This window comes from Afipia sp. GW822-FHT03D08, assembly GCF_058801645.1.
Window position 1 is genome coordinate 28348 of record NZ_JBXANK010000005.1, and the last position, 21691, is coordinate 50038.

Here is a 21691-nt window from a genome sequence, read left to right on the forward strand (position 1 = left end):
AGCCGGCCCGGAGAGATTATTGTGCGAAGCGCAGATGACGGTGCGGCTTCGGGCAGGATTGGATCAGGCCCGTTCTGACAAGGTCGGATAGTCCGTGCATCCTTCCGCGCCGCCGCCGTAGAGCGTTGCCTGATTGAAGGCGGCGAGCGGCGCTCTACTCTTGAGGCGTTCCACTAGATCGGGATTGGCGATGAAGGGGCTTCCGAAGGCGATCAGGTCAGCCGCTTTAGAGGCCAGCGCCGCTTCGGCCAGGACCCGGTCATAGCCGTTGTTGGCGATGTAGGTATTGCGGAAGCGGCATTTCAGACCGGCGTAGTCGAAGGGCGCGATATCACGCGGACCACCGGTCGCGCCCTCGATCACATGCAAGTAAACCGGTGACAGCCTATCCAGTTCGGTCACGATGTAATCAAACAACAGCTGCGGATCGCTGGTCGAAATCCCGTTCGCAGGTGTCACAGGCGAAATCCGCACACCGGTATGCTGCGCGCCGATCTCCGAGATTACCGCCCGGGTGACTTCCAGCAGTAGACGCGAGCGATTTTCGATCGAGCCGCCATAGGCGTCGGTGCGATGATTGGCGCCGTCCTTGGAGAACTGATCGAGCAGATAGCCGTTGGCGCCATGGATCTCCACACCGTCGAAGCCCGCGGCCATGGCCTTGGCGGAGGCGCTGCGGAAGTCGTCGATGATGATCGGCAGTTCCTCGATCAGCAGTGCGCGAGGCTCGGAGACGTCGGCGAAGCCGTTGTTCACATAGGTCTGGGTTTCTGCCCGCACAGCCGATGGTGCCACAGGTGCTACGCCACCTGGCTGCACCGACGTGTGGGAGACACGGCCAGTATGCCAAATTTGCAGGAAGATCCGGCCGCCACGGGCGTGCACGGCATCGGTGACGGCGCGCCATCCGGCGACCTGGGCATCCGAATAGATGCCCGGGGTATCCTGATAGCCCTGGGCCTGGGCCGAGATCTGGGTCGCTTCGGCGATGATGAGGCCGGCCGAGGCGCGCTGCGCATAGTATTCGGCGGCGAACGGGCTCGGCACGAGGCCTTCAGCCGCGCGGTTGCGGGTCAGCGGACCCATCACGACGCGGTTGGAAAGCGTGATGTCGCCGAGATTGTAGGGTTCGAAAAGCGCGGAAGATGCCATGGTCATACCTTGTGTGTGGGGAGCGCAGCCTTACCGGCCTGCTCGTGTTCGTTTCGTGTGGCTCAGACGGCGGTGTAGCCGCCGTCGACGACGACCTCGCTGCCGGTCATGAATGAGGACTCCTCGGAGGCGAGGAAGAGCACCACGTTGGCCACTTGAACCGCCATAGCGATGACAGACTGGGCGAAGAGATACACACCGAGCACGGTGATCGCGATGCCTGCAACGACCAGCAGGCTGGCGCGATTGGCGCCCATGCTGTCGGTCACCTTGCCGACGATGATGTTGCCGATCGCGGCCATGACGCCATAGACGAGCATGAAGGCGCTGACTGTGCTCATGGTGGTGCCGGTCACCCCGATCAGCAGCGGCGCGATATAGGTGAAGACACCGAAGGATCCGATATAGGCGAGCACGGTCACCAGCACGCCGGCCAGCAGGCGGGGGTGGATGAGCGCCTTAAGGCCGCGAAGTGCGGCTCCCGTCGCGTCGTGGCTCGACGGCGCGGCGTCGGTCGTCATGCTCAGCATCAGGCCGAGCAGGCCGAGGACGCCGAAGCCGGTGATGCCGTGGAACAGCGGCCGCCAGGAGACGAACGTCCCAAGCCAGGTGCCGATAGGCACGCCGATCGCCAGTGCGACGGTGAAGCCGCCGAAGACGAGCGCGACCGCGGTGCCGGCGCCTTTGCTGCCCACGAGTTGCGCGGCGACGCTGGTGGCGACAGCGAGGAACAGGCCATGACCCAGGCCGGCGACGAAGCGTGCGGCAACAATAAAGGTGAGGTCGTTGGACGTGGCGGCGGCGAGGCTGCCGAGGCTGAAGACCAGTGCGGTCGCCAGCATCACCCGCTTGCGGGCCCAGGCGGCGGTTAGTGCGCTCAGGATCGGCGCAGATACACGATCTTTCCGTTCCTGCCTGAAACCGTCTCGACGCTGCAAGCGATTGGGGCGTGGGTGGGGGACCGCGTGAAACGCTAGATTTTTTGCGAACGATTGGTGACCGGCGGTTTGGTCAGTGATGGTCCGCCGCCGGTGACCTCCACACGAATTCAAAAAACAACAAACTGTGAGGATATCCCATGAAGGTGGTTCAAAAATTTGCGATTGCTGCTGCGATAGCTCTTTTGTCCTCTGGCAGCGCGCTGGCGCAGGGAACAGGAATCTCGAATGGCTCGGTGAAGGTCGGTGTGCTGGGCGATATGTCCGGTGTCTTTCAGGATCTGAGCGGGGCGAGCTCAGTTGCTGCGGCACGAATGGCCGTCGATGATTTCATCAAGAACGAGAAGCCGTCATTCAAGGTCGAACTGGTGACTTCTGATCACCAGAACAAGCCGGATATCGCGGTGAGCCGTGCCCGCGAATGGTATGATCTCGAAGGCGTCGATATGATCACCGATACGATCAACTCGGCCGTTGCGCTTGCGGTGTCCGGAATTACCCGAGACAAGAACCGCGTGCTCATGGTCACAGGCGCGGGAACGACCAGCTTGATCAATGAGCAGTGTTCGCCGAACACGGTGCTTTATGCTTGGGACACCTACGGCATTTCGAATTCTCTGGCCGGATCGATCACGAAGTCGGGGAAGAAAAACTGGTACTTTCTCACAGTTGACTACGCTCTCGGACAGGCGATCGAAAAGGACGCGATGAAGGCGATCGCCGCGGCTGGCGGCACGGTTGTCGGGTCTCGCAAGCATCCGATCGGGACCTCCGACTTCTCGTCCTTTGTGCTGGCCGCTCAAAGCTCTGGTGCCGACGTTATCGCGCTTGCCAACGCGGGCGGAGACCTGATCAACGCGGTCAAGGCGGCCCGCGAATTTGGGGTCAGCAAAAAGCAGACTCTCGCGCCGATGGCGGGAACGGTGATCGACGTCCACGCGCTTGGTCTTGAAGCGGCGCAAGGTATGGTTCTGGTAGAGGGATTTTATTGGGATCGGAACGACGAGTCACGGGCGTGGAGCCAGCGGTTCTACAAAGAGCGGAACAGAATGCCGATGATGCTGCAGGCCGGCATCTATTCCGCGGTCACAACCTACCTCAAGGCGGTGAAGGAGACCGGGACCGATGATGCCAAGGTTGTTCTCGATCATATGCGGAAGATGGAGATCAATGACGTCTTTGCGAAGGGCGGTCGAATCCGCGCCGATGGCCGCATGGTGTCCGACATGTATCTTATGGAAGTGAAAAAACCTTCAGAGTCGAAGGGCGCTTGGGACTACCTGAGGATCCGCGATACGATTCCCGGAGCCAAGGCGTATCAGCCGCTTTCCGAGTCGCGGTGCCCGTTGGTCAAGAACTAGACGGCCACCGTGGGATTCGGAAGGGACGAGCTGCAACCTCGCGCGCCGAAGGAGTGTGAATTCCTGAGCCGCGCGAGGAGCGGTGGTTCCTGCCAGTCAGTACCGGAAGAGCCGCGGTTGACGCACTTCCCTTTGTCCGAAGTTGAATAGAAGATGATGCGACAAGAAAAGCGATCGTGGAAGGTCTGGCCGGCTCGGTTGCCGCCGGCAATTGAGCCGCCGGCTGTCTCGTTGTGGGATAGCCTGTCTGTCAGCGCAAAACGCTATCCGAACAAGACGGCCCTGGCATTCTTTGATAGCCGGATCACTTACGCTGAATTGGAGAACGCGGCCGAGCGACTCGCCGCACGGCTTGCAGCCCTTGGGGTTCAGCCCGGCGATCGCGTGTTGGTGGTCATGCAGAATTGCCCCCAACTTGTCATAGCCCACTATGCGATCGCCCGCGCCAACGCGCTTGTCGTGCCAGTGAACCCGATGAACCGCGCGGCGGAGTTGCGTCACTACATCACCGATGCGCAAGCCGCGGTGGCTATTACAACTGGCGATCTTGCTGGTGAGGTCGCCGCCGCGAGCGACGAGATAGAGACGGCGGATCACCTCCATCATTTGATTGTTACGCAGTTCTCCGATGTCATCGATTCATTGAACGGTTCAATTGCTGTGCCTGCGCAATGGCGGGAATGGTTGACCCCGCGTCATCCATTGCCCAGCATGGGGCGGGGAGCTGTCCATCATTGGCAGGATGCTCTTCAGACGAAGGATGCATTGCCGAGTCTGGTTGCGGGGCGGGATGATCTGGCGCTTCTTCCCTATACCAGCGGCACAACGGGATTACCCAAAGGGTGCATGCTGACGCACGCCAGCGTCATGCACAATGCAATGGCGACGTCGTTCTGGCTTGATGGCACGCCCGAAATGGTGAGTCTGGCCGTTCTGCCCCTGTTTCATATCACCGGCCTTGTATGTGTGTTGCACGCCACAATTCTTGCGGGGGGAACCCTGGTGATCATGCCGCGCTGGGATCGCGATGTCGCTGGACGGCTCATCTCGCAGCACGGCGTGAGCCACTGGACTTGCATTCCGACGATGATCATTGATTTGCTGGCAAGTCCGCAGCTCGATCAATATGACTTTTCCAGCCTTGCTTATATTGGCGGCGGCGGCTCAGCCATGCCTCAGGCCATCGCCGAGCGGTTGTTTGATCAATTCGGGCTGCGGTTTGTCGAAGGCTATGGTCTCACGGAATCCGCTGCTGTCACGCTGTTCAATCCGTGTGATGCGCCGAAACTTCAGTGCCTAGGCATTCCTTTCATCAGCGTCGATGCGCGGGTGATTGACATCGATACGAGCGCCGAGAGTGTGGTGGGCGAACAGGGTGAGATTGTCGTTCACGGGCCGCAAGTCTTTCGCGGCTACTGGCGTCGCGCCGATGCAACTGAGCAGGCGTTCATCACGATCGACGGAAAGCGCTTCCTGCGCACGGGCGATCTTGGGTATCAGGATGAAGACGGCTACTTTTTCATTACAGATCGTCTCAAGAGAATGATCAACGCATCCGGTTACAAGGTGTGGCCAGCAGAGCTCGAGGCGTTGATGTTCCGGCATCCCGGAATCCAGGAAGTCTGCGTTATCAGTGCAAATGATGCGTATCGCGGAGAGACGGTCAAGGCGGTGGTGGTCCGTAAGCCGTCGCATACAGGGCTCACGGAGCAGGACATCATTGATTGGTGCCGCGCGCAGATCAGCGCCTACAAGGCCCCTCGCATCGTCGAATTCGTCGATGCATTGCCGAAGAATGCGTCCGGCAAGGTCATGTGGCGAGGGCTCCAGGAAGCGGAGTCGGCTCGGTCTCAATAGTGGTCATGGACGTGGTCCAGCCGATAGCCCGTTTCGGGGCCGCGCTTCAGCCTCACCGATCCATTTTGTGGGCCGGCCGCGGTTGTCAGGCGGTGGTGGGTCAGCTACCTGATCCGATGATGAGCACAAATCCGTGGGAGCGGGCAGTCCATGAGCCGGGCAGGGATGAAGCGTACGCGAACGGGAGCTCGAGTCCCGCAGGACGGGGCCGGTCTCAGCTATCTTGGCCAGGCTATCGACGAAGGAACGATTGTCGGACGGCAGGAGGCGTCCGTCGGCCGGATGCGGGGGCGCGTACTCCTGACGGCCATCGCGTTGTTTGCGGAGCGAGGTTATGAGACCTGCAGCATGCGCACGATTGCCAGCGCGGTCGGCCTGAAGGCGCCTACGCTCTATAACTACTATTCCTCAAAGGAGGCGTTGCTCGTCGAGGCGATTGAGTTCGGCATGAACGATTTTTTTTCGTGTGTTCTGCGAGAAATCGATTCAACGCCCCGCAGCGAGCGTCTGATCGAAATCGCCCGACGTCATGTGGACTACAAGATACGACACAGGGTTATCGCTCGCGCAAACGATCGCCTGATCGATCCGCAGTTTGGAAAAATGTTTCTTCCTGAAAAGGAGCGGAAGCATTTTGACAAGCGGCTCGACGATTATCGCTACAGGATTCATGATCTTGTGAATGAGATTGTTGGTTCGGATGAGTCCGTCGATCCGATGTTTATAACGCTGTCCGTCATGAATCAGTGGGATAGAGCTGCCTATTGGTACAATCCCGAAGGAAGGCGAACCCCGGAAGAGGCGGTCGATCAGATGTTGGTGTTGACGGCCCGTCTGCTCGGGCTTGCCGAAATGCCGCGCGACGCGGGAAAGAAAACAGAGCAACAGAAGCTGGCTGCGAAACGTCGGACGAAGTCTTGACGGGGCAACTATTTGATTATCGAAGGTGTTGATCTGCTTTTACAGGCTCTGCGGACTTTCGGCAATTTGATCAAGGGAGATAAAGATGCGTCAGTCTCTCGTCTCTGTTCAGTGGACTTGAGCTGTCAATTTGAGCGCGACGCCTGACGGACTTCATCATCGCTATGTACGGGTTTGGATTTTCGATACACACAACGGGCCTGACGTTTCGACATGACGAGTCATTTGCGGCCGCGCGACGTGGAGGAATATACGGTGATGCTATTGCCCGCGACACATCCTTTTGGCGAAACGATAGGGCTCCGCATCGACGAGCAAGGCCCTGGGCGCAGCATTTGTTCGCTCGAGGTCGCTCCAGGTATTCATCACAATCCGCATCAGGTTGCGCATGGCGCTGTGCTCTACGCTCTCGCGGACACTGGTATGGGGATTGCGCTCTACCCAACCCTCGATAAGGGTGAGTCATGTGTCACCATCGAGATCAAGATCACCTATTTTCGTCCGGCTGTCGCGGGAATCATCCGTTGCGAGACGATTCTGGTCAACCGCGGGCGGACGATCGCAAATCTCGACTCCCGACTCTATCTCGATGACAAGCTGCTTGCGCAGGCCAATGGCAACTTCGCAATCCTGAAGCCGAAAGGTCAGGGCGCCGCCGCTCCATGAGATACGCGGATGGTGGCGGTCCTGTGCGTTAGTCCGGGCTGGCGCCGTTCATAGAAGCAGACCTGTCGCGAAGTGAAGCAGTGATAGGAGATGCCCTGTGCGATACCAGCACGGTCTCCTTTGAACTACATGTTTACGGGTTTGCACCGCCATCTCGGCGGATTCCTCCTTGCTCGTCGGTTCCACGCGGTTGAAGTTGCATCTATAGGGATCAAGAGAACGCCTGGATGCCGGTGATGGCGCGGCCGAGGATGAGCGCATGCACGTCGTGCGTGCCCTCATAGGTGTTGACGGTCTCCAGATTCTGCGCGTGGCGCATCACGTGATATTCGCTCGAAATGCCGTTGCCGCCGTGCATGTCGCGGGCGACGCGACGCGATGTCGAGCGCCTTGCCGCAGTTGTAATCAGCGAGTGAACTTCCGGAAGTCCGGCTTGCGCTTCTCCCGAAATGCCCGGCCGCCTTCTTTCGACTCTTCAGTATCGTAGTAGAGACTGAGCGCCGCCATCCCCATGCTGGCGATGCCGCGGATCGATTCGGTGTCGGCGTTGAACGAGCGTTTGGCCAGTGCGAGAGCCGTAGGGCTGCGCTCCATCAGTTCCTCGCACCAGCGATCGACCTCGGCATCGAGTTGGTCATGCGGCACGGCGATGTTGGCGAGCCCCATCTCAACCGCTTGCGCGGCGGTATAACGTCGGTTGAGATACCAGATTTCGCGTGCCTTCTTCTCGCCGACCACGCGGGCCAGGTAGGCGGTTCCGAATCCGGGGTCGACGGAGCCGACCTTCGGACCAACTTGGCCGAACTGCGCCTTGTCGGATGCAATTGTCAGATCACAGATCGTTGCGAGCACGTTGCCGCCGCCGATTGCGAACCCGTTGACCCGGGCGATTACCGGTTTTGGCATGTCTCGGATGACGCTTTGGAATTCCTCAATGGGCAGGCCGATTGTGCCGCGTCCATCGTACTGTCCCTCGTGTGCGCCCTGGTCGCCGCCAGTGCAGAAGGCTTTGTCGCCAGCGCCGGTTAATACGATCACGCCAATCGATTTATCCCATCCCGCGCGCTGGAATGCGTGAATGAGCTCTTCGACCGTCTTCCCACGAAAGGCATTGTAACTTGCTGGCCGATTGATCGTGATGCGTGCAATGCCCTTCGGGCGTTCCTCGTAGATAATGTCTTCGTAAGTCATGTTCTTTCCTCCCTGCGGTCCAATGGTTAGTGGCTATCCACCGGCATGGACCAGTTCGCGGCCGATCAGCATTTTGCGGATTTCAGTCGTCCCGGCACCGATCTCGTACAACTTGGCGTCGCGCAGCAACCGTCCTGTCGCGTAGTCGTTGATGTAGCCGTTGCCGCCGAGCAACTGGATGGCGTCGAGCGCCACGCGTGTCGCGCTTTCCGACGCGAACATGATGGCGCTAGCGGCTTCCTTGCGCAGCGGCAGGCCTCGGTCAGCCGCGGCGGCAACGGTGTAGAGATAGGCGCGGGAGACGTTGAGCGCGGTCATCATTTCAGCGAGCTTGCCCTGGACGAGCTGAAACTCTCCGATCGGCCGGCCGAATTGCTTGCGCTCTCGCACATAAGGCAAAGCGATATCGAGCGCGGCCTGCATCAGTCCGATGGATGCGGATGCCGCAACGATGCGTTCATAGTCGAGACCCTTCATCAGCACGCTGACGCCGGCATCGAGCGATCCCAGCACGTTGTCCTGCGAAACTTCGCAATCCTGAAACACCAGTTCGCAGGTGCCCGAGCCCCGCATGCCGAGCTTGTCGAGTTTTTGCGAACGCGTGAAGCCGGGTGTATCCCGCTCGACGACGAACGCCGTGATACCGCGCTTACCGGCATCTGGTTTGGTCTTTGCATAGATCACATACACGTCGGCGTGGTCGCCATTGGTGATCCACATCTTGCTGCCGTTGAGAACGAAGCGGCCACCGCGCTGGTCAGCCCGCAACGTCATGCTGACGACGTCCGATCCCGAGCCCGCTTCGCTCATGGCCAGTGCGCCGACATGCTCGCCGGAGATCAGCTTGGGAAGATAACGCTTCCGCAGGTCTGCGTTCGCGTTCAATCGGAGTTGATTCACGCACAGGTTGGAGTGCGCGATGTAGGAAATACCGATCGAGCCCGAGGCGCGGGAGATCTCCTCCGAGGCGACAACGTGGGCGAGATAGCCCAGACCGGCGCCGCCGTCGGCTTCGTCCGCCGTGATCCCTAGTACGCCCAGCGCGCCGAGTTCCGGCCACAGATGCCTCGGAAACTTGTCCTTGCGATCGACCTCGTCGGCCAGCGGCGCGATCTTTTCGTTAGCGAACGTCGCGACGCTGTCCCGGATTTGCCGTGTGGTTTCGTCAAGTGCGTAGATGTCGAGCATGTCAGTGTCCTGTAAATGCGGGAGTGCGCTTCTCTGAGAAGGCCGCGATGCCTTCCTTCGCGTCTTGGCTAGCCAGCAGGTATTGCAGACTGGCGCGCTCCATATCGAGGCTGTCCGCCAGGCTGAGCGAGCGGGATTTCCGGATCAGTTCGAGCGTCCGGGCAACCGCGAGCGGTGCGTTCGCGGCGATGCGGGTCGCAATCTTGAAGGCGACCTCCATCAATTCCTCGGGCAGCACGACGCGGCTGACGAGGCCGGTGCGTAATGCCGTGTCCGCGTCGATAGCCTCGCCGGTCAGCAGCATTTCGGCTGCGACAGCGGGCGCGATGAAGCGGGGGAGGCGGGTCGCACCGCCGGCGCCGGCGAGCACGCCGACCTGGACTTCCGGCAGCCCGAATTTTGCATTGGCGCTGGCGATACGGATGTCCGAGGCCAGCGCCAGTTCAAGGCCGCCGCCGAACGCCATGCCATTGACCGCCGCGAGAATCGGCTTGCGCGTGGGATATACGCGGGTCAATCCGCAGAACGTGCCGTCATCGGCGTTGATCGCATTGCGACGGCGCAGGTCCGGCAGCAACTGGGTGATATCACCGCCGGCGCAGAACGATTTCTTCGTTCCAGTGAGGATGATGCAGCGGATATCATCTGCTTGTTCCGCCCAGGCCCATGCCTCGCGCAACAGGAGGTCCGTCGCGGGATCGATGGAATTCAGCTTGTCGGGACGATTAATGGTGATGAGGGCCACGCCGGGACGCGGAATTTCACGCAAGACAGTCATGAATCAACCTTTGTACGAAGCTCGCGCTTGAGGACCTTTCCGAGATAGTTTTTCGGCAATTCGTCGTAGCTCATGAACACGATGCGCTTGGGCGTCTGGTAGCCAGCGAGATCCTTCCGGGCGAACGCAATCAGATTGTCCGCGCTGACGGACATGCCGTCATGCAACGTGATGACGGCCGTGACCATCTCGCCCCAGTGATCGTCCTGCGTACCAATCACGGCGACTTCGCGCACCGCGGCGTGTTTCGCCAGCACATGTCCGACCTCCTGCGAGTAGACGTTCAGACCGCCGGTCTTGATCATGTCCTTGGATCGATCGTGAAACGTGATGAAGCCGCTAGCATCCATGACGCCAAGATCGCCTGTTAAAAGCCAGCCGTCATGGAACACTTTCGCGGTCTCTTCCGGACGGTTGAAGTATCCGCTCATCACCGCCGGGCCGCGCACCGCGATCTCTCCGACCGTATCCGGCGGCGCATCGGTGCGGTCTTCGCGCAGCATGCGGATTTCGCAGTTGCGCACAGCGCGGCCGATACTGCCGGGAGCGAGGTCGTAATCTTCCGGTTGCAGCACGGTGACGATGGGACCGGCTTCGGTCAGTCCATATTGATAATAGATACCGAGCCCGGGATTGAGCGCTTCCATTTCCGCGCGCTCGTGGCGAGGCAGGATGCCGGCTCCGGAGTACCAGCGACGGAAATGCCGCCAGTCCGCCTTGCCCGCATTTGGGTGCTTGACCATCTGGCGTGCCATGGTGGGTGGCGTGAATCCGTTCGTGACGCGCTCGCGCTGCATCATATCGATCCAGGCGTCCGCCGTGAACTCGCGCAGGATCACGGCCGTGCCGCCGAGATAGAGATGCGGCAGCAACCAGGTGTTTAGCGCGGCCGAGTGATGCAGCGCGGTTCCAAGCAGGGTAGTGTCCCATTCGGTTATCCGCGTGGCCAACACTTCGTTGATCACGTTCCAGAACAGGTTGGCGTGAGACAGCAGAACACCCTTGGAGACGCCGGTTGTGCCGCCAGTAAAAAGAATGACGTTTCCGTCCGTCGGCTGCACGCGGCCAAAGGCATGTTGCTCTCTATGTCGGGCCTTCAGATCGTCGAGCGATGCCCGGGACAGCTCGATAGTTTTGGGAAGTCCAGACAAACCGGACAGTGCAGCGTGTGAAGCCGTATCGGTGAACAGCAGGCTCACTCCGACGCTTTGCATCATCGCGACGAGACGATCCGGCGTTTCGCGGTAATTCAGCGCGGTCGCGATTGCGCCGAGCTTCACGATGGAGAGATAAACCAGCACCCATTCGACGGATGCACCGGCAAGAATGCCGACACGGTTGCCGGCGTGAACGCCGTGTGCGGAAAATGCTGCTGCGAGGGCATCGGTTTCCCGATCCAGCTCCGCATAGGTCAAGCGCCGCAGGTCGTCGACGATGGCGATCTTGGCCGGGCGTTGGCGCGCATGAAGATTGATCCAATTTCCGACAGGCTGCATGCAGTGATCCTTGTGGTGTCAGTCGATCAGAATATCGGCGGCAAGCTGGACGCGCGGATCAATCGCATAGTGCGAGAAATCAGAAAAGCCTTCGTCGCGCAGGAAATCCTCGTCGATCAAGGTGTTGCCGGTGAAGCTGCGGCTATCTTTAGTCACGATCAGATAAGCGGCATCGGCCATGATGGCGGGATGCCGGCTGCGGCGGTATTCGTCCTCGTAATGGACGCGAACGGCGTCAGTCGCGATCATCGTTCGCGGCCAGAGTGAATTCGCTGCGATACCGTCCGGCCTGAATTCTTCGGCGACGCCCAGCGTGGACATGGTCATGCCGTATTTGGAAATCGCATAGGCGGCAAACGCGCCGTACCACTTCGCGCCCTGGCTGATCGGTGGAGAGAGCGTGAGCACGTGTGGATTTTTCGACGCGCGCAGGTGAGGAACGGCGAAGTGCGAACAGAGGTAGGTTCCCCGGGTGTTGACCGATTGCAGCAGGTCGTAACGCTGCGGCGGAGTATCGAGAAACCCGGTCGGGCTGATGGCGCTGGCGTTATTGACGAGGATATCTAGTCCGCCGAACGTTTGCACGGTTGCGTCGATCGCGCTTTTGATGGCTTCCGCGTTCCGGATATCCACTTGCAACGGCAGGGCTTCCCCACCGGCCTGGCGAATTTCGTCGGCGACCGTATGGATTGTGCCGGGAAGCGAGGAGTGTGGGTCGCTGGTCTTTGCAGCGATGGCGATCTTTGCGCCGTCGGCGGCAAATTTGAGCGCGATCTCGCGGCCGATGCCGCGACTGCCGCCTGTTATGAAGACGACTTTGTCTCGCAACAGGCGCATGTCAGGCTCCCTTAAAGACAGGCTGCCTGCGCTCGGCGAAGGCCTGGACACCCTCGCGGAAATCCGCCGTGGCGGCGCATTGCGCGAAGGCGGCGAGCTCGGACGACAGCTGTTGATCGAAGGACGTGATCGGCGCCTGATAGGCGAGGCCTTTCAGGGCGCGCACGGATGCTGGCGCGTTCCCGCGCAGGATAGCGGCCATGCGGGTGACTTCATTCTCGAGATTGTCTGACGGCACTGTTCGATTGATCAGCCCCATCTGAAGTGCTTCGGCAGCGGTAAAAGTGTCGCTCAACAGCAGCAGCTCAAGGGCGCGACGCTGCCCGAGCACGCGCGTCAGCGCGTGGGTCATTCCGCCATCGGCGCTGGCGCCCAGTTTGCGATAAGCCACGGCGAACTTCGTCTTTTCTTCCGCGACGACGAAATCGCAGGCGAGCGCCAATGACAGTGCACCCCCGGCGCAGGCACCATGCACGACCGCGATGGATGTTGCCGCCGAACGCCGGATGGACAACAGCGCGTCATGGAAATTTGAAATCACGTCGGTGATGGTTCGTGGAACCGCATCGCCCGCTTCCGTGAACATTGCCATGTCGCCGCCGACCGAAAAGTGCCGGCCGCGTCCGCGCAAGATCACGACGCGAATATCCGGATTGGATTCCAGATCGAAAGCGGCGTTTTTGAACTCCGTCATCATCTGGAGGTTGATGCCGTTGCCGCTCTCCGGCCGGTTTAGCCAGATTGTTGCGACTTGATTATCGATGGACAGCTCAAGAGTGGAAAACTGGCGGGGCATCACGTCCTCCGTAGGAATAGTCAGGATATGCTCAGTTGTTGGCCTTCTCGCGTCTGGCGAAGGTCGGGACCCGGCGTTTGTGAGCGGCGGGGAGGCCTGGGCTGCCGGCCGCACCGATCAGTGTCTGCTGCGGCTGTCTGCCGAATGCGGCACGCCTTCCCGGTTGTCCGATGGTGACGGCTGCCGTGGCTCGGTCGGTCCTACAGAGAATGTCCTGATAGCTCTGCGACATTGTGTGTCTCTTTTGCAGCAAGCGTTTCCCGTCTGGACGCGGTAGCAAATCCCGCTTAATAAAGCAACGGTCAACCGTTTGTTTAATGAGGTGCGCCGTGACTATCGAATCCCCGCCTGATGCGGAAACCGATGTTGTCGTCCGTCATATCGACGAGCGTGGCGTGGCGCGGATCGCTATCAATCGCCCCAATGTGCACAATGCGTGGAATCCGGAAGTCGTGGTGGCGTTGAGCGATGCCGTCGAGGTTGTCTCGGCGATGCCTCATGTGCGGGCGGTGGTGCTGACCGGGGAGGGCAAGAGTTTCAGCGCGGGTGGAGATTTGCGTTGGATGCGCGGTATTCTAGACCAGTCTTCTGAGCAGCGCCGCGAAGATGCGAGCCGGATCGGGAGGCTTCTCGTCGCGATCGACTCGTCTCCCAAGCCCGTGATTGCGCGCGTCAATGGCGCGGCGATCGGCGGCGGCTTCGGTCTCGTTTGTGCCTGCGACGTCGCGGTAGCTTGCAATGAAGCGGTTTTCGGCTTGTCCGAGGTGAGATTGGGAATCATTCCCGCGATAATTTCGCCCTTTGTGGTGCGCCGTCTGGGCGAGGCGCGGGCGCGCGCGCATTTCCTGATTGGGCATGATCCCATGCCGGCACAGGAGGCACTCGGTGTTGGTTTGGTGCATCGCGTAGTTGCGCGGGATGATCTCGATGCCGCCGTGGAGGCCGAAGTGCGAACGGTATTGCGGTCCTCGCCGAGCGCGATCGCTGAGGCCAAGCGGCTGTTCCGGCGCACCGGTGCGCGCGACCTTGAAGCCGCAATCCAGGATGCGACAGACGCGTTGGTCAAGACGTGGGAAGGCGGTGACGCGCGCGAAGGTCTGAGCGCATTCCTTGAAAAGCGAAAGCCGTCATGGTGTTGAAACGGGCGGGCAACCGTTTTTTTCTTGCACGCCGTTCGGCGCGCTGATAGCTGTTTCAGCCAGCGGCCCATTAAAGAGGCCCCACGTGAGGATGCGCATGCTTGAGGTTGAAAACCTTCAGGTGGTTTATAACAACGCCATCGAGGCCGTTCGCAATGCGTCGCTGAATGTGACCGCGGGCGGCATCACGGCGTTGCTCGGCGCGAACGGCGCGGGCAAGACCACGCTGCTGAAGGCCATTTCCGGCGTACTCTATCCCGAAGACGGCAAGATCCGCGATGGCGTGATCCGTTTTGAGGGGCATGACCTTACAAGGCTCGCGCCGGATGACATCGTGCGGCTCGGCATAGCGCACGTTCCGGAAGGTCGGAAGCTTTTCATCGAATTGACGGTGGAAGAAAATCTGATTGTCGGCGGTCACACCACCAATCGGGCCGACATCACGCGCCGTCTTGAAGAAATTTACCAACTCTTTCCACAGCTCAAGGGTCGCCGCGCGGTTCTCTCCGGCTATCTCTCGGGTGGTGAGCAGCAGATGGTCGCAATCGGCCGGGCGTTGATGGCCAATCCGCGGTTGCTGATGCTTGACGAGCCGTCGTTGGGAATCGCGCCGCTGATGGCGGAGGCGATCTACGCCGCGGTGAAGCGGCTGAGCGGCGAGGGCGGTCTCACAGTGTTGCTGGTGGAGCAAAATGCGAACCTCGCGCTCGATGCTTCGCGCAACGCGTTTGTTCTTGAGAATGGTCGAGTCGTGCTCGACGGCACTTCAGAAGAATTGAAGCGCAACGAGGATGTTTGTGAATTCTACCTTGGGCTCGGCGCCAAGGGCGTTCGTCGCAGCATGCGCGACGTGAAACATTATAAGCGTCGCAAGCGGTGGTTGTCGTGAACGCAATTCTTGAAGTTGAAACGCTGGGCAAGTCTTTTGGTGGCGTCCACGCGGTGCAGGACGTTTCGTTCTCCGTCAAGCGTGGTACGATTTGCAGCCTGATCGGGCCGAACGGCGCGGGTAAGACCACGGTCTTCAACATGATTAGTGGCCTCGTGTCGCCGACCCGTGGAATGGTGCGCTTCGAGGGCGAGGCCATTACCGGCTTGCCGGCCCATCGCATGGCGCATCGGGGTCTCGGCCGCACGTTCCAAAACCTCGCGGTGTTCGCTCATGCGTCCGTCGTGGACAACATCCTGGTCGGGATGCATTCGCAACTGTCGGCGAATCCCCTGACGGCTGCGCTGTATTGGGGCGGTGTGCGCAAGCAGGAGATCGAGGCGCGACGTCGCGTTGAGGAAATCGTCGATTTTCTCGAGATCCAGAGCGTTCGCGATCTTCCCGTCGGCACGTTGTCCTATGGTTTGCAGAAGCGAGTCGAGCTTGGACGCGCGCTCGCGATGAACCCGCGGTTGCTGCTGCTGGACGAGATGGTCTCCGGTATGAACCAGGAAGAGACCGAGGATATCGCCCGTTTCATTCTCGATATCAAAGAGCAGCTCGGCGTCACGGTGTTGATGGTCGAGCACGACATGGGAATCGTGATGGATATTTCCGATCAGGTCGTAGTTCTCGAATTCGGCAAGAAGATCGGTGAGGGCGCACCGTCCGAAGTTTCGCAGGATCCACGGGTCATGGCGGCCTATCTCGGCAACGCGAGGAGCGACGCAGCATGACGGCTTCGATCCGCGATCAGGCGCGCGCCGGCTCGTTACCGCTTCCGCAGCTGGTGAAGCTGTGGAGCGATATCCAGCCTGATGCGCTGGCGTTCCGCGAGAAGGATTTCGGGATCTGGAAGCGGATCACTTGGGGCGAATACTCGCGCAACGTAGAGCTTTTGGCGCTCGGTCTCGCCGAACTCGGCTTTCGCGAAGGCGAGCGTCTGGCTATCGCGGGTGAGGGAATTCCCGAGTGGATGTATGCCGATATGGCGACGCAATCGCTGGGCGGTATCTGCGTGGGATTGTATCCCACGAGTCCGTGGGCGGAGCTTGCCTACATTCTCGAGCATTCCAGGGCGCGCATCGCGGTGTGCGGAGATCAGGAGCAGGTCGACAAGATTTTGGAAGCGCGCAGGCAGCGTGGTCTCTCCAATCTGAAGTGGATCATCTACGTCGATGATAAGGGGATGCGCGGCTATCAGGAGGATGGCCTTCTCAGCATCGTCGAGGTCATGGAGCGCGGTCAGCGCAGGGCTGAGAGCGATTCCGCGGTGCTTGCCAATTACCGGGCGCTGGCGGCGGCCCGCTCACCGGACGATCCAGCGATTATTGTCTATACATCCGGCACGACCGGCGCGCCGAAGGGCGCGATGCTCTCCCATCGCAACATGCTGGTTGCCGGATGCAGTGTGGTCGATACGTTCGGTTACGATGGCAAGAATCTTGAGGTGCTTGGCTATCTCCCACTGTGTCATGTCGCGGAGCGCTCGTTTTCAACGGTGATGCAATTGTGCTGCGGTTCGGTGGTGAATTTTGCTGAGTCCGTGGACACTGTCTCGGCGGACTTGCGCGAAATTGGGCCGACGCTCTTCCTCGGCGTGCCGCGCATTTGGGAGAAGCTTCAGCAGACCATCACCATCAAGATCAAGGAATCCTATCCGTTCCATCGCTGGGCGTATCAGGCAGCTCTCGCACTGGCGATGCCGATCGCGCGCCGCGAGATCGCCTCCGGCGGATATCGAAGGGGTCTGCGCGACAAGCTTGTCGGCAAACTTCTGCATCTGCTGATGTTCCGCAATGTTCAAAGGTTCTCCGGCTTGCACCGAGCCGCTGTGTGCTTCTGCGGGGCGGCCTCTGTTTCGCCGGAAACCTTGCTGTTCTTCCGTGCCATCGGGCTTCCCATCTATCAGGTCTATGGAATGACCGAGACAGCCGCGGTTGCGCTGGTACAGCAGCCCGACCACACCGCGTTCGGATGTGTCGGCGTGCCTATTCCTTCGCTGGAATATCGCCTCGGAGACGACGGCGAATTGCTGATGAAGGGGCCGACGGTATTTCTCGGATATCTCGACGCGCCAGAGGCGACTGCGGCGGTGCTGAACGACGGATGGCTCGCGTCCGGCGATATCGCGCGGGTCGTCGACGGCGAAGTGCAGATCATCGATCGCAAGAAGGATCTAATCATTACGTCGGGCGGTAAGAACATTTCGCCATCCGAAATCGAGCACGCGCTGAAGGAGAGCGTCCATATTCGCGAGGCGATTGTGGTTGGCGATGGCCGCAACTTCGTCGCGGCGTTGATCCAGTTCGACTACGATTCCGTGGGCAAGTGGGCGCAGGAGAAGGCGCTTTCGTTCACGACCTATCGCAGCCTGGCGCTGCTGCCTGAGGTGCGCGAGCTGATCGACCAGGAGGTCACGGTTGCCAATTCACGCTTCGCCCGGGTGTCGCAGGTCCGCAAGTTCTCGTTGCTGACCAAGGAGCTCGACCACGATGATGGCGAGTTGACTGCGACGATGAAGGTTCGGCGCAACGCGATCGAGAAAAAATTCGTCAAGGAGATCGCCGAGATCTACGGAGCAAGGGCGTGAACTATTTTTTCGCACTTTTCGGGTCTGGCCTCGCGGTGGGCGCGGTTTACGGTCTTGTCGCCATCGGCTTCGCTGTTGTCTACAAGGCAACCCGCGTCATCAATTTTGCCCACGGTGAGATGATGATGCTGAATGCCTATCTCGCTCACACCATCGCGGTGCATACCGGCGTGGGCTTTTGGGCATTGGTGCCGATTGTCATCATTGTCTCTATCGTCGTTGGTCTGCTGGTCGAGGTTCTCCTGATCCGGCCGATGATTGGCGAGCCGACCATTGCCATCGTGATGATGACAGTGGGCCTTGCGATTTTCATCCGCTCGCTGGTGGTGTTGATCTGGGGCGCATCGCCGCTCGAATTCCCGCCTCTGCTGGGTGACGATGTTCTGGTTTTCGGGCCGATCCGGCTCTACCTGGCACAGGTCATCGCTATCGGTTTCCTCGTCGTCATTATGGCAGGTTTTGCGGTGTTCTATCGTTACACTCGGTCGGGGATCGCTATGCGGGCCGCTGCGAATAACGAGACCGTCGCGCTGCTGATGGGCATTGATGTGCGCCGGATCTACGCGCTGGCGTGGGCGCTCGCCGCCGCGACTGCGGGGCTTGCTGGCCTGCTCGTTTCTGCGATCTATGAGATCGGCCCCGATATGTCTGCACTGGGCCTGCGCGCGTTCCCTGCAACCATTATGGGTGGGTTGGACGCCGTCGGTGGCTCGGCTATCGGCGGCTTCATTATCGGGATTCTGGAAAATCTCGGTGAGGGATACATCGGCCGTGGCATGAAGGAGATCGTCGGATTTGCGATCATTCTGGTGGTGCTGATGATCCGTCCGTTCGGGTTGTTCGGGACCCGCGATGTGGAGCGAGTCTGATGCGTGCAGGTCATTTCAAGCAGAGCTACACGGAACTCGTCGCTTTCACCGACTCGGCAGCCGTAAAGGCTTGGACTGGCGTTCTGCTATTGGCGTGCTTGGCGCTGCCGGCGGTCGTTGGTCCATATTTTCTGACACTGGCGACAACGATCCTTATCACTATGATTGGCGTGGTGGGCCTCAATCTGCTCACCGGCGTCTGTGGGCTGATCTCCTTGGGGCAGGCCGGCTTCCTGGCGATCGGCGCATATGCGGCAGGTGTCCTTGCGGTCGACTATTCGTTGTCGATGGTCCCCGGGATCATTTGCGGCGGGCTGTTCGCTGCACTGCTGTCCTTGCTCGTCGGCATTCCGTCGCTCCGGCTCAAGGGGCTTTATCTCGCAATCACGACACTAGCTTTTACGGTCATCGCCACGCACACAATTCTCAATCTGGATTGGATCACGCGCGGATCGGCGGGGCTGTTCCTGCCGGCGCCAACCGTGTTCGGTTTTCCGCTCGCAACCAAAACCGCATTTTACTACTTCAGCCTCGCGATGGTGGTGCTGTTCATCGTCGCCGCGATGAACATCATGCGCAGCCGGGTGGGGCGCGCCTTCGCTGCTATCCGCGACCACGACACGGCGGCGGAAATGATGGGCATCAATCAGGTTTCCTACAAGCTGATGGCCTTTGCGATTTCGGCGTTCTTCACCGGCGCGGCCGGTGCTTTGGGTGCATATCAAGTGCGTTTCATCAACGTCGACAGCTTCGCACTCCTCGTCAGCATCGAGGCGCTGGCCATGATCATCGTCGGCGGGCTCGGTTCGATTGCCGGCGCGATCCTTGGCACCATCTTCATGTCACTGCTGCCGGAGGTCACGCGCTGGCTGTTCGATACGCTGGGCAGCGGTCTGACCGAAGTCTTTTCGACCCGCGCGCTCGAAGTCCGCGGTCTGCTTTACGGCATGGTCATCATGGTGGTGCTGCGCGTTCAACCGGACGGTCTCATGGGGCTGTGGCGTGATGCGAAGCGTCTCTGGGGCAATTGGCCATTTCGATACTGAGACTAATCAATCAACAAGGGAGGTAATAATGCGTTTGATCAAGAAAATTGCGGGAGCTGTGATATTCGGTGCACTGGTAGGCACGGCGCATGCGGCTGAGCCGGGAATCACCGCCACAGAGATTCGTATCGGTGAAGTCCTTCCACTTACAGGACCGGCAAGCTTCGCGGGCGAGGCCCATTACCTTGGCACCAAGATAGCTTATGCCGAAGCCAATGCTGCCGGCGGTGCGGCTGGCCGCAAGCTTGTTGCTGTGACGGAGGACGACGGATACGTTCCCGCCCGGGGGTTCCAGGCAGCTCAGAAATTGCTCGCAGAAGGCGTGTTCGCGATCACCGGCACATCGAGCACCGCCTTTCTGAACGCCGTGATGCCGACGCTTGTCGAGCAGAAGGTCCTGACGTTGGTCACGATCAATCCAAACGAGCAGGCCTACAATCCACTCAAGAAGACTGTCTTTGTCGTCGGCACCGACTACAGCAACGCGATTCATGCCGGGATGAAGTACGCTGTGGAAAAGCTCGGCAAGAAGGATGCTCGCTTCGGCCTGATCTATCAGGACGACGACTTCGGCGCGAACAACAAGATCGGCTATGAGCGTGCTTTGAAAGAATTTAACCTCAAGAGTGTGGTGGAAATTCCCTACAAGCGCGGCCAGAAGGATTTCTCAGCCGAAATGCTGCGCGTGCAGAGCGAGAAAGTCGATTTTCTGGTCTCGGGCGGCATCATCGCGGAGAACGTGGCGATCTTCAAGGAAGCCAAGAAGCTCGGCATGAAGGATCTGCGCGTGTCGACCGTATGGACCGCACATTTGCCGATCGTACAGCAGTTGGCTGGTGACGCAGGCGATGGCTATTACACAGCGGATTACACAGCCGATTTGTCGGACCCGGAAGCCGCGCCCTTCGTTGCGATCGCCAAAAAGTTTCTCTCCGCGGACGAAATGAAGAAAGTCAATCGCTACACGATGGCCTCTTACAGCGGCGCCAGCGCCCTCATTCAGTCGATCCGGTCCTGCGAGAAGGACCTGACGCGCGACTGCGTAATCGCCCAGCTCGAAAGCGGCCGCCAGTTCTCGGTGAACGGCGCTATGGCCCCGTTCGGCTTCTCCCCGACGAAGCATGTCTCGGACTCGACCATCTATGTCTTGGTGAGCGATGCCAAGAATGGGCGGTTCGTCCGGGCGCCTTGATAGGAAGATTGCGCCGGCTGCTGCCAGCCGGCGCGATTGGCCTTGCGGTGAGTGCTATAATAACGGTCGGAGAATCGACGCTGGAAAGGATCAATTGATGGCCAGAACGACAGGCTCGACGGGAGTCAAAACCAAGGAGGCCATCCGTCGGGCTGCCATCAAGCGGATCTATCAGCATGGGTTCGAGGCAATGAAGCTCCGGGACCTCGCTGACGATGTCGGCATCCAGGCGGGATCTCTCTATAACTACATCAAGTATAAGGAAGATTTCCTCTATTCGTTGCTGAAGGAGGTTCTCGTCGAGCTGCTCGACGGGCTCGCCAAGGAGCTGGATGGCCCCGAGACTCCACTGGCTGCCCTTGAGACCTTCATTGCCTTTCACTTGCGCTGGCACACCGCCCGCCGGGAGGAGGTCTTCATCGGCAACATGGAGCTTCGCAGTCTGTCTCCATCACACTCGGCGGAGATCGTGGGGCTTCGTGAAACCTACGAGAAAAAGCTGCGTGATATCCTCGACTGGGGAAACAAGGAAAAGGTCTGGAAGGTCCGGGACTCAAAGGTCACGACCTACGCGATCATCGCCATGCTGACCGGCGTTTGCACGTGGTATCGGCCACGAGGTCGACTTTCTCAGGATCAGATTGTTGAGGTCTATGGCGAACTGGTGTTGCGCGGGGTTGGTCTCGTCAAGAAGTAAGAAAAACGCCTGTTTACGGGCATGAACTGTCTGCATAAAGAAACGG

General features: G+C 59.8%; 20 protein-coding genes and 1 pseudogene. 12 read left to right on the plus strand and 9 right to left on the minus strand.

From position 1 onward, the window contains the following. Positions 1 to 63: 63 nt before the first annotated feature. Together AC1RM7_RS23650 and AC1RM7_RS23655 are read right to left on the minus strand one after the other, a co-directional pair. Positions 64 to 1152 carry an alkene reductase gene (locus AC1RM7_RS23650; protein WP_024921737.1) on the minus strand — a complete coding sequence of 363 codons (1089 nt, stop codon included), beginning with the start codon at positions 1150 to 1152 and terminating at the stop codon, positions 64 to 66. Between the two features lie 62 nt (positions 1153 to 1214). Beyond that, complete coding sequence (locus AC1RM7_RS23655; protein WP_492839574.1) at positions 1215 to 2204, minus strand: MFS transporter; 990 nt, start codon at positions 2202 to 2204, stop codon at positions 1215 to 1217. Positions 2205 to 2230: 26 nt separating this feature from the next. On the opposite strand from AC1RM7_RS23655, the gene AC1RM7_RS23660 reads away from it, so the two are divergent. From AC1RM7_RS23660 to AC1RM7_RS23675, 4 genes are all read left to right on the plus strand, one after another. Next, positions 2231 to 3451, plus strand: a complete 1221-nt coding sequence (locus AC1RM7_RS23660; protein WP_024921732.1) for an ABC transporter substrate-binding protein — start codon at positions 2231 to 2233, stop codon at positions 3449 to 3451. 156 nt (positions 3452 to 3607) lie between these two features. Continuing rightward, positions 3608 to 5308, plus strand: a complete 1701-nt coding sequence (locus AC1RM7_RS23665; RefSeq protein ID WP_034460778.1) for a long-chain fatty acid--CoA ligase — start codon at positions 3608 to 3610, stop codon at positions 5306 to 5308. Positions 5309 to 5458: 150 nt separating this feature from the next. Further along, entirely contained in the window at positions 5459 to 6229 is a 771-nt protein-coding gene (locus tag AC1RM7_RS23670) for a TetR/AcrR family transcriptional regulator (protein ID WP_081758733.1), read from the plus strand. A gap of 213 nt (positions 6230 to 6442) precedes the next feature. Further along, entirely contained in the window at positions 6443 to 6895 is a 453-nt protein-coding gene (locus tag AC1RM7_RS23675) for a PaaI family thioesterase (RefSeq protein ID WP_024921729.1), read from the plus strand. A gap of 211 nt (positions 6896 to 7106) precedes the next feature. On the opposite strand, the pseudogene AC1RM7_RS23680 reads toward AC1RM7_RS23675, so the two are convergent. The 7 genes and pseudogenes from AC1RM7_RS23680 to AC1RM7_RS23710 form a co-directional block, all read right to left on the minus strand. After that, positions 7107 to 7296, minus strand: a pseudogene (locus AC1RM7_RS23680) (acyl-CoA dehydrogenase family protein); the annotation flags it as partial. Between the two features lie 4 nt (positions 7297 to 7300). Then, positions 7301 to 8086, minus strand: coding sequence for a 2-ketocyclohexanecarboxyl-CoA hydrolase (gene badI / locus AC1RM7_RS23685; RefSeq protein ID WP_024921728.1), 786 nt, complete (start codon positions 8084 to 8086; stop codon positions 7301 to 7303). 33 nt (positions 8087 to 8119) lie between these two features. Further along, positions 8120 to 9274, minus strand: a complete 1155-nt coding sequence (locus tag AC1RM7_RS23690; protein ID WP_024921727.1) for an isovaleryl-CoA dehydrogenase — start codon at positions 9272 to 9274, stop codon at positions 8120 to 8122. A 1-nt stretch (position 9275) separates the two neighbouring features. Beyond that, positions 9276 to 10052 (minus strand): enoyl-CoA hydratase/isomerase family protein, encoded by a 777-nt coding sequence (locus tag AC1RM7_RS23695; RefSeq protein ID WP_024921726.1) that lies wholly within the window; start codon positions 10050 to 10052, stop codon positions 9276 to 9278. After that, positions 10049 to 11548, minus strand: coding sequence for a class I adenylate-forming enzyme family protein (locus tag AC1RM7_RS23700; RefSeq protein WP_492839578.1), 1500 nt, complete (start codon positions 11546 to 11548; stop codon positions 10049 to 10051). The genes AC1RM7_RS23695 and AC1RM7_RS23700 overlap by 4 nt, the downstream gene beginning before the upstream one ends. An 18-nt stretch (positions 11549 to 11566) precedes the next feature. Beyond that, entirely contained in the window at positions 11567 to 12385 is an 819-nt protein-coding gene (locus AC1RM7_RS23705) for an SDR family oxidoreductase (protein ID WP_034460763.1), read from the minus strand. A 1-nt stretch (position 12386) separates the two neighbouring features. Further along, positions 12387 to 13295, minus strand: a complete 909-nt coding sequence (locus AC1RM7_RS23710; RefSeq protein ID WP_152544223.1) for an enoyl-CoA hydratase/isomerase family protein — start codon at positions 13293 to 13295, stop codon at positions 12387 to 12389. A 215-nt stretch (positions 13296 to 13510) separates the two neighbouring features. Here AC1RM7_RS23710 and AC1RM7_RS23715 point away from each other — a divergent pair, with 215 nt between their 5' ends. From AC1RM7_RS23715 to AC1RM7_RS23750, 8 genes are all read left to right on the plus strand, one after another. Further along, complete coding sequence (locus AC1RM7_RS23715) at positions 13511 to 14320, plus strand: enoyl-CoA hydratase-related protein (protein ID WP_244434488.1); 810 nt, start codon at positions 13511 to 13513, stop codon at positions 14318 to 14320. After that, the gene (locus AC1RM7_RS23720) at positions 14292 to 15209 is read left to right on the plus strand and encodes an ABC transporter ATP-binding protein (protein WP_244434489.1); all 918 of its coding nucleotides are present in this window, start codon (positions 14292 to 14294) and stop codon (positions 15207 to 15209) included. Before AC1RM7_RS23715 ends, AC1RM7_RS23720 begins: the two co-directional genes overlap by 29 nt. Continuing rightward, positions 15206 to 15985, plus strand: coding sequence for an ABC transporter ATP-binding protein (locus tag AC1RM7_RS23725; RefSeq protein ID WP_024921720.1), 780 nt, complete (start codon positions 15206 to 15208; stop codon positions 15983 to 15985). The genes AC1RM7_RS23720 and AC1RM7_RS23725 overlap by 4 nt, the downstream gene beginning before the upstream one ends. Continuing rightward, complete coding sequence (locus AC1RM7_RS23730) at positions 15982 to 17841, plus strand: AMP-dependent synthetase/ligase (protein ID WP_024921719.1); 1860 nt, start codon at positions 15982 to 15984, stop codon at positions 17839 to 17841. The genes AC1RM7_RS23725 and AC1RM7_RS23730 overlap by 4 nt, the downstream gene beginning before the upstream one ends. Continuing rightward, entirely contained in the window at positions 17838 to 18710 is an 873-nt protein-coding gene (locus AC1RM7_RS23735) for a branched-chain amino acid ABC transporter permease (RefSeq protein WP_024921718.1), read from the plus strand. Before AC1RM7_RS23730 ends, AC1RM7_RS23735 begins: the two co-directional genes overlap by 4 nt. Beyond that, positions 18710 to 19756 carry a branched-chain amino acid ABC transporter permease gene (locus AC1RM7_RS23740; protein ID WP_024921717.1) on the plus strand — a complete coding sequence of 349 codons (1047 nt, stop codon included), beginning with the start codon at positions 18710 to 18712 and terminating at the stop codon, positions 19754 to 19756. Before AC1RM7_RS23735 ends, AC1RM7_RS23740 begins: the two co-directional genes overlap by 1 nt. A 28-nt stretch (positions 19757 to 19784) precedes the next feature. Then, complete coding sequence (locus AC1RM7_RS23745; protein ID WP_024921716.1) at positions 19785 to 20948, plus strand: ABC transporter substrate-binding protein; 1164 nt, start codon at positions 19785 to 19787, stop codon at positions 20946 to 20948. 97 nt (positions 20949 to 21045) lie between these two features. Next, positions 21046 to 21645 (plus strand): TetR/AcrR family transcriptional regulator, encoded by a 600-nt coding sequence (locus AC1RM7_RS23750; protein WP_024921715.1) that lies wholly within the window; start codon positions 21046 to 21048, stop codon positions 21643 to 21645. The last annotated feature ends 46 nt before the right edge of the window (positions 21646 to 21691 follow it).

Excerpts from the sequence above, each read along its gene's own strand:
- AC1RM7_RS23650 (WP_024921737.1), bottom strand. The coding sequence starts at position 1,152 with ATGGCATCTTCCGCGCTTTTCGAACCCTACAATCTCGGCGACATCACG.
- AC1RM7_RS23660 (WP_024921732.1), top strand. The coding sequence starts at position 2,231 with ATGAAGGTGGTTCAAAAATTTGCGATTGCTGCTGCGATAGCTCTTTTG.
- AC1RM7_RS23665 (WP_034460778.1), top strand. The coding sequence starts at position 3,608 with ATGCGACAAGAAAAGCGATCGTGGAAGGTCTGGCCGGCTCGGTTGCCG.
- AC1RM7_RS23670 (WP_081758733.1), top strand. The coding sequence starts at position 5,459 with ATGAGCCGGGCAGGGATGAAGCGTACGCGAACGGGAGCTCGAGTCCCG.
- AC1RM7_RS23675 (WP_024921729.1), top strand. The coding sequence starts at position 6,443 with ATGACGAGTCATTTGCGGCCGCGCGACGTGGAGGAATATACGGTGATG.
- badI (WP_024921728.1), bottom strand. The coding sequence starts at position 8,086 with ATGACTTACGAAGACATTATCTACGAGGAACGCCCGAAGGGCATTGCA.
- AC1RM7_RS23690 (WP_024921727.1), bottom strand. The coding sequence starts at position 9,274 with ATGCTCGACATCTACGCACTTGACGAAACCACACGGCAAATCCGGGAC.
- AC1RM7_RS23695 (WP_024921726.1), bottom strand. The coding sequence starts at position 10,052 with ATGACTGTCTTGCGTGAAATTCCGCGTCCCGGCGTGGCCCTCATCACC.
- AC1RM7_RS23700 (WP_492839578.1), bottom strand. The coding sequence starts at position 11,548 with ATGCAGCCTGTCGGAAATTGGATCAATCTTCATGCGCGCCAACGCCCG.
- AC1RM7_RS23705 (WP_034460763.1), bottom strand. The coding sequence starts at position 12,385 with ATGCGCCTGTTGCGAGACAAAGTCGTCTTCATAACAGGCGGCAGTCGC.
- AC1RM7_RS23730 (WP_024921719.1), top strand. The coding sequence starts at position 15,982 with ATGACGGCTTCGATCCGCGATCAGGCGCGCGCCGGCTCGTTACCGCTT.
- AC1RM7_RS23740 (WP_024921717.1), top strand. The coding sequence starts at position 18,710 with ATGCGTGCAGGTCATTTCAAGCAGAGCTACACGGAACTCGTCGCTTTC.
- AC1RM7_RS23745 (WP_024921716.1), top strand. The coding sequence starts at position 19,785 with ATGCGTTTGATCAAGAAAATTGCGGGAGCTGTGATATTCGGTGCACTG.
- AC1RM7_RS23750 (WP_024921715.1), top strand. The coding sequence starts at position 21,046 with ATGGCCAGAACGACAGGCTCGACGGGAGTCAAAACCAAGGAGGCCATC.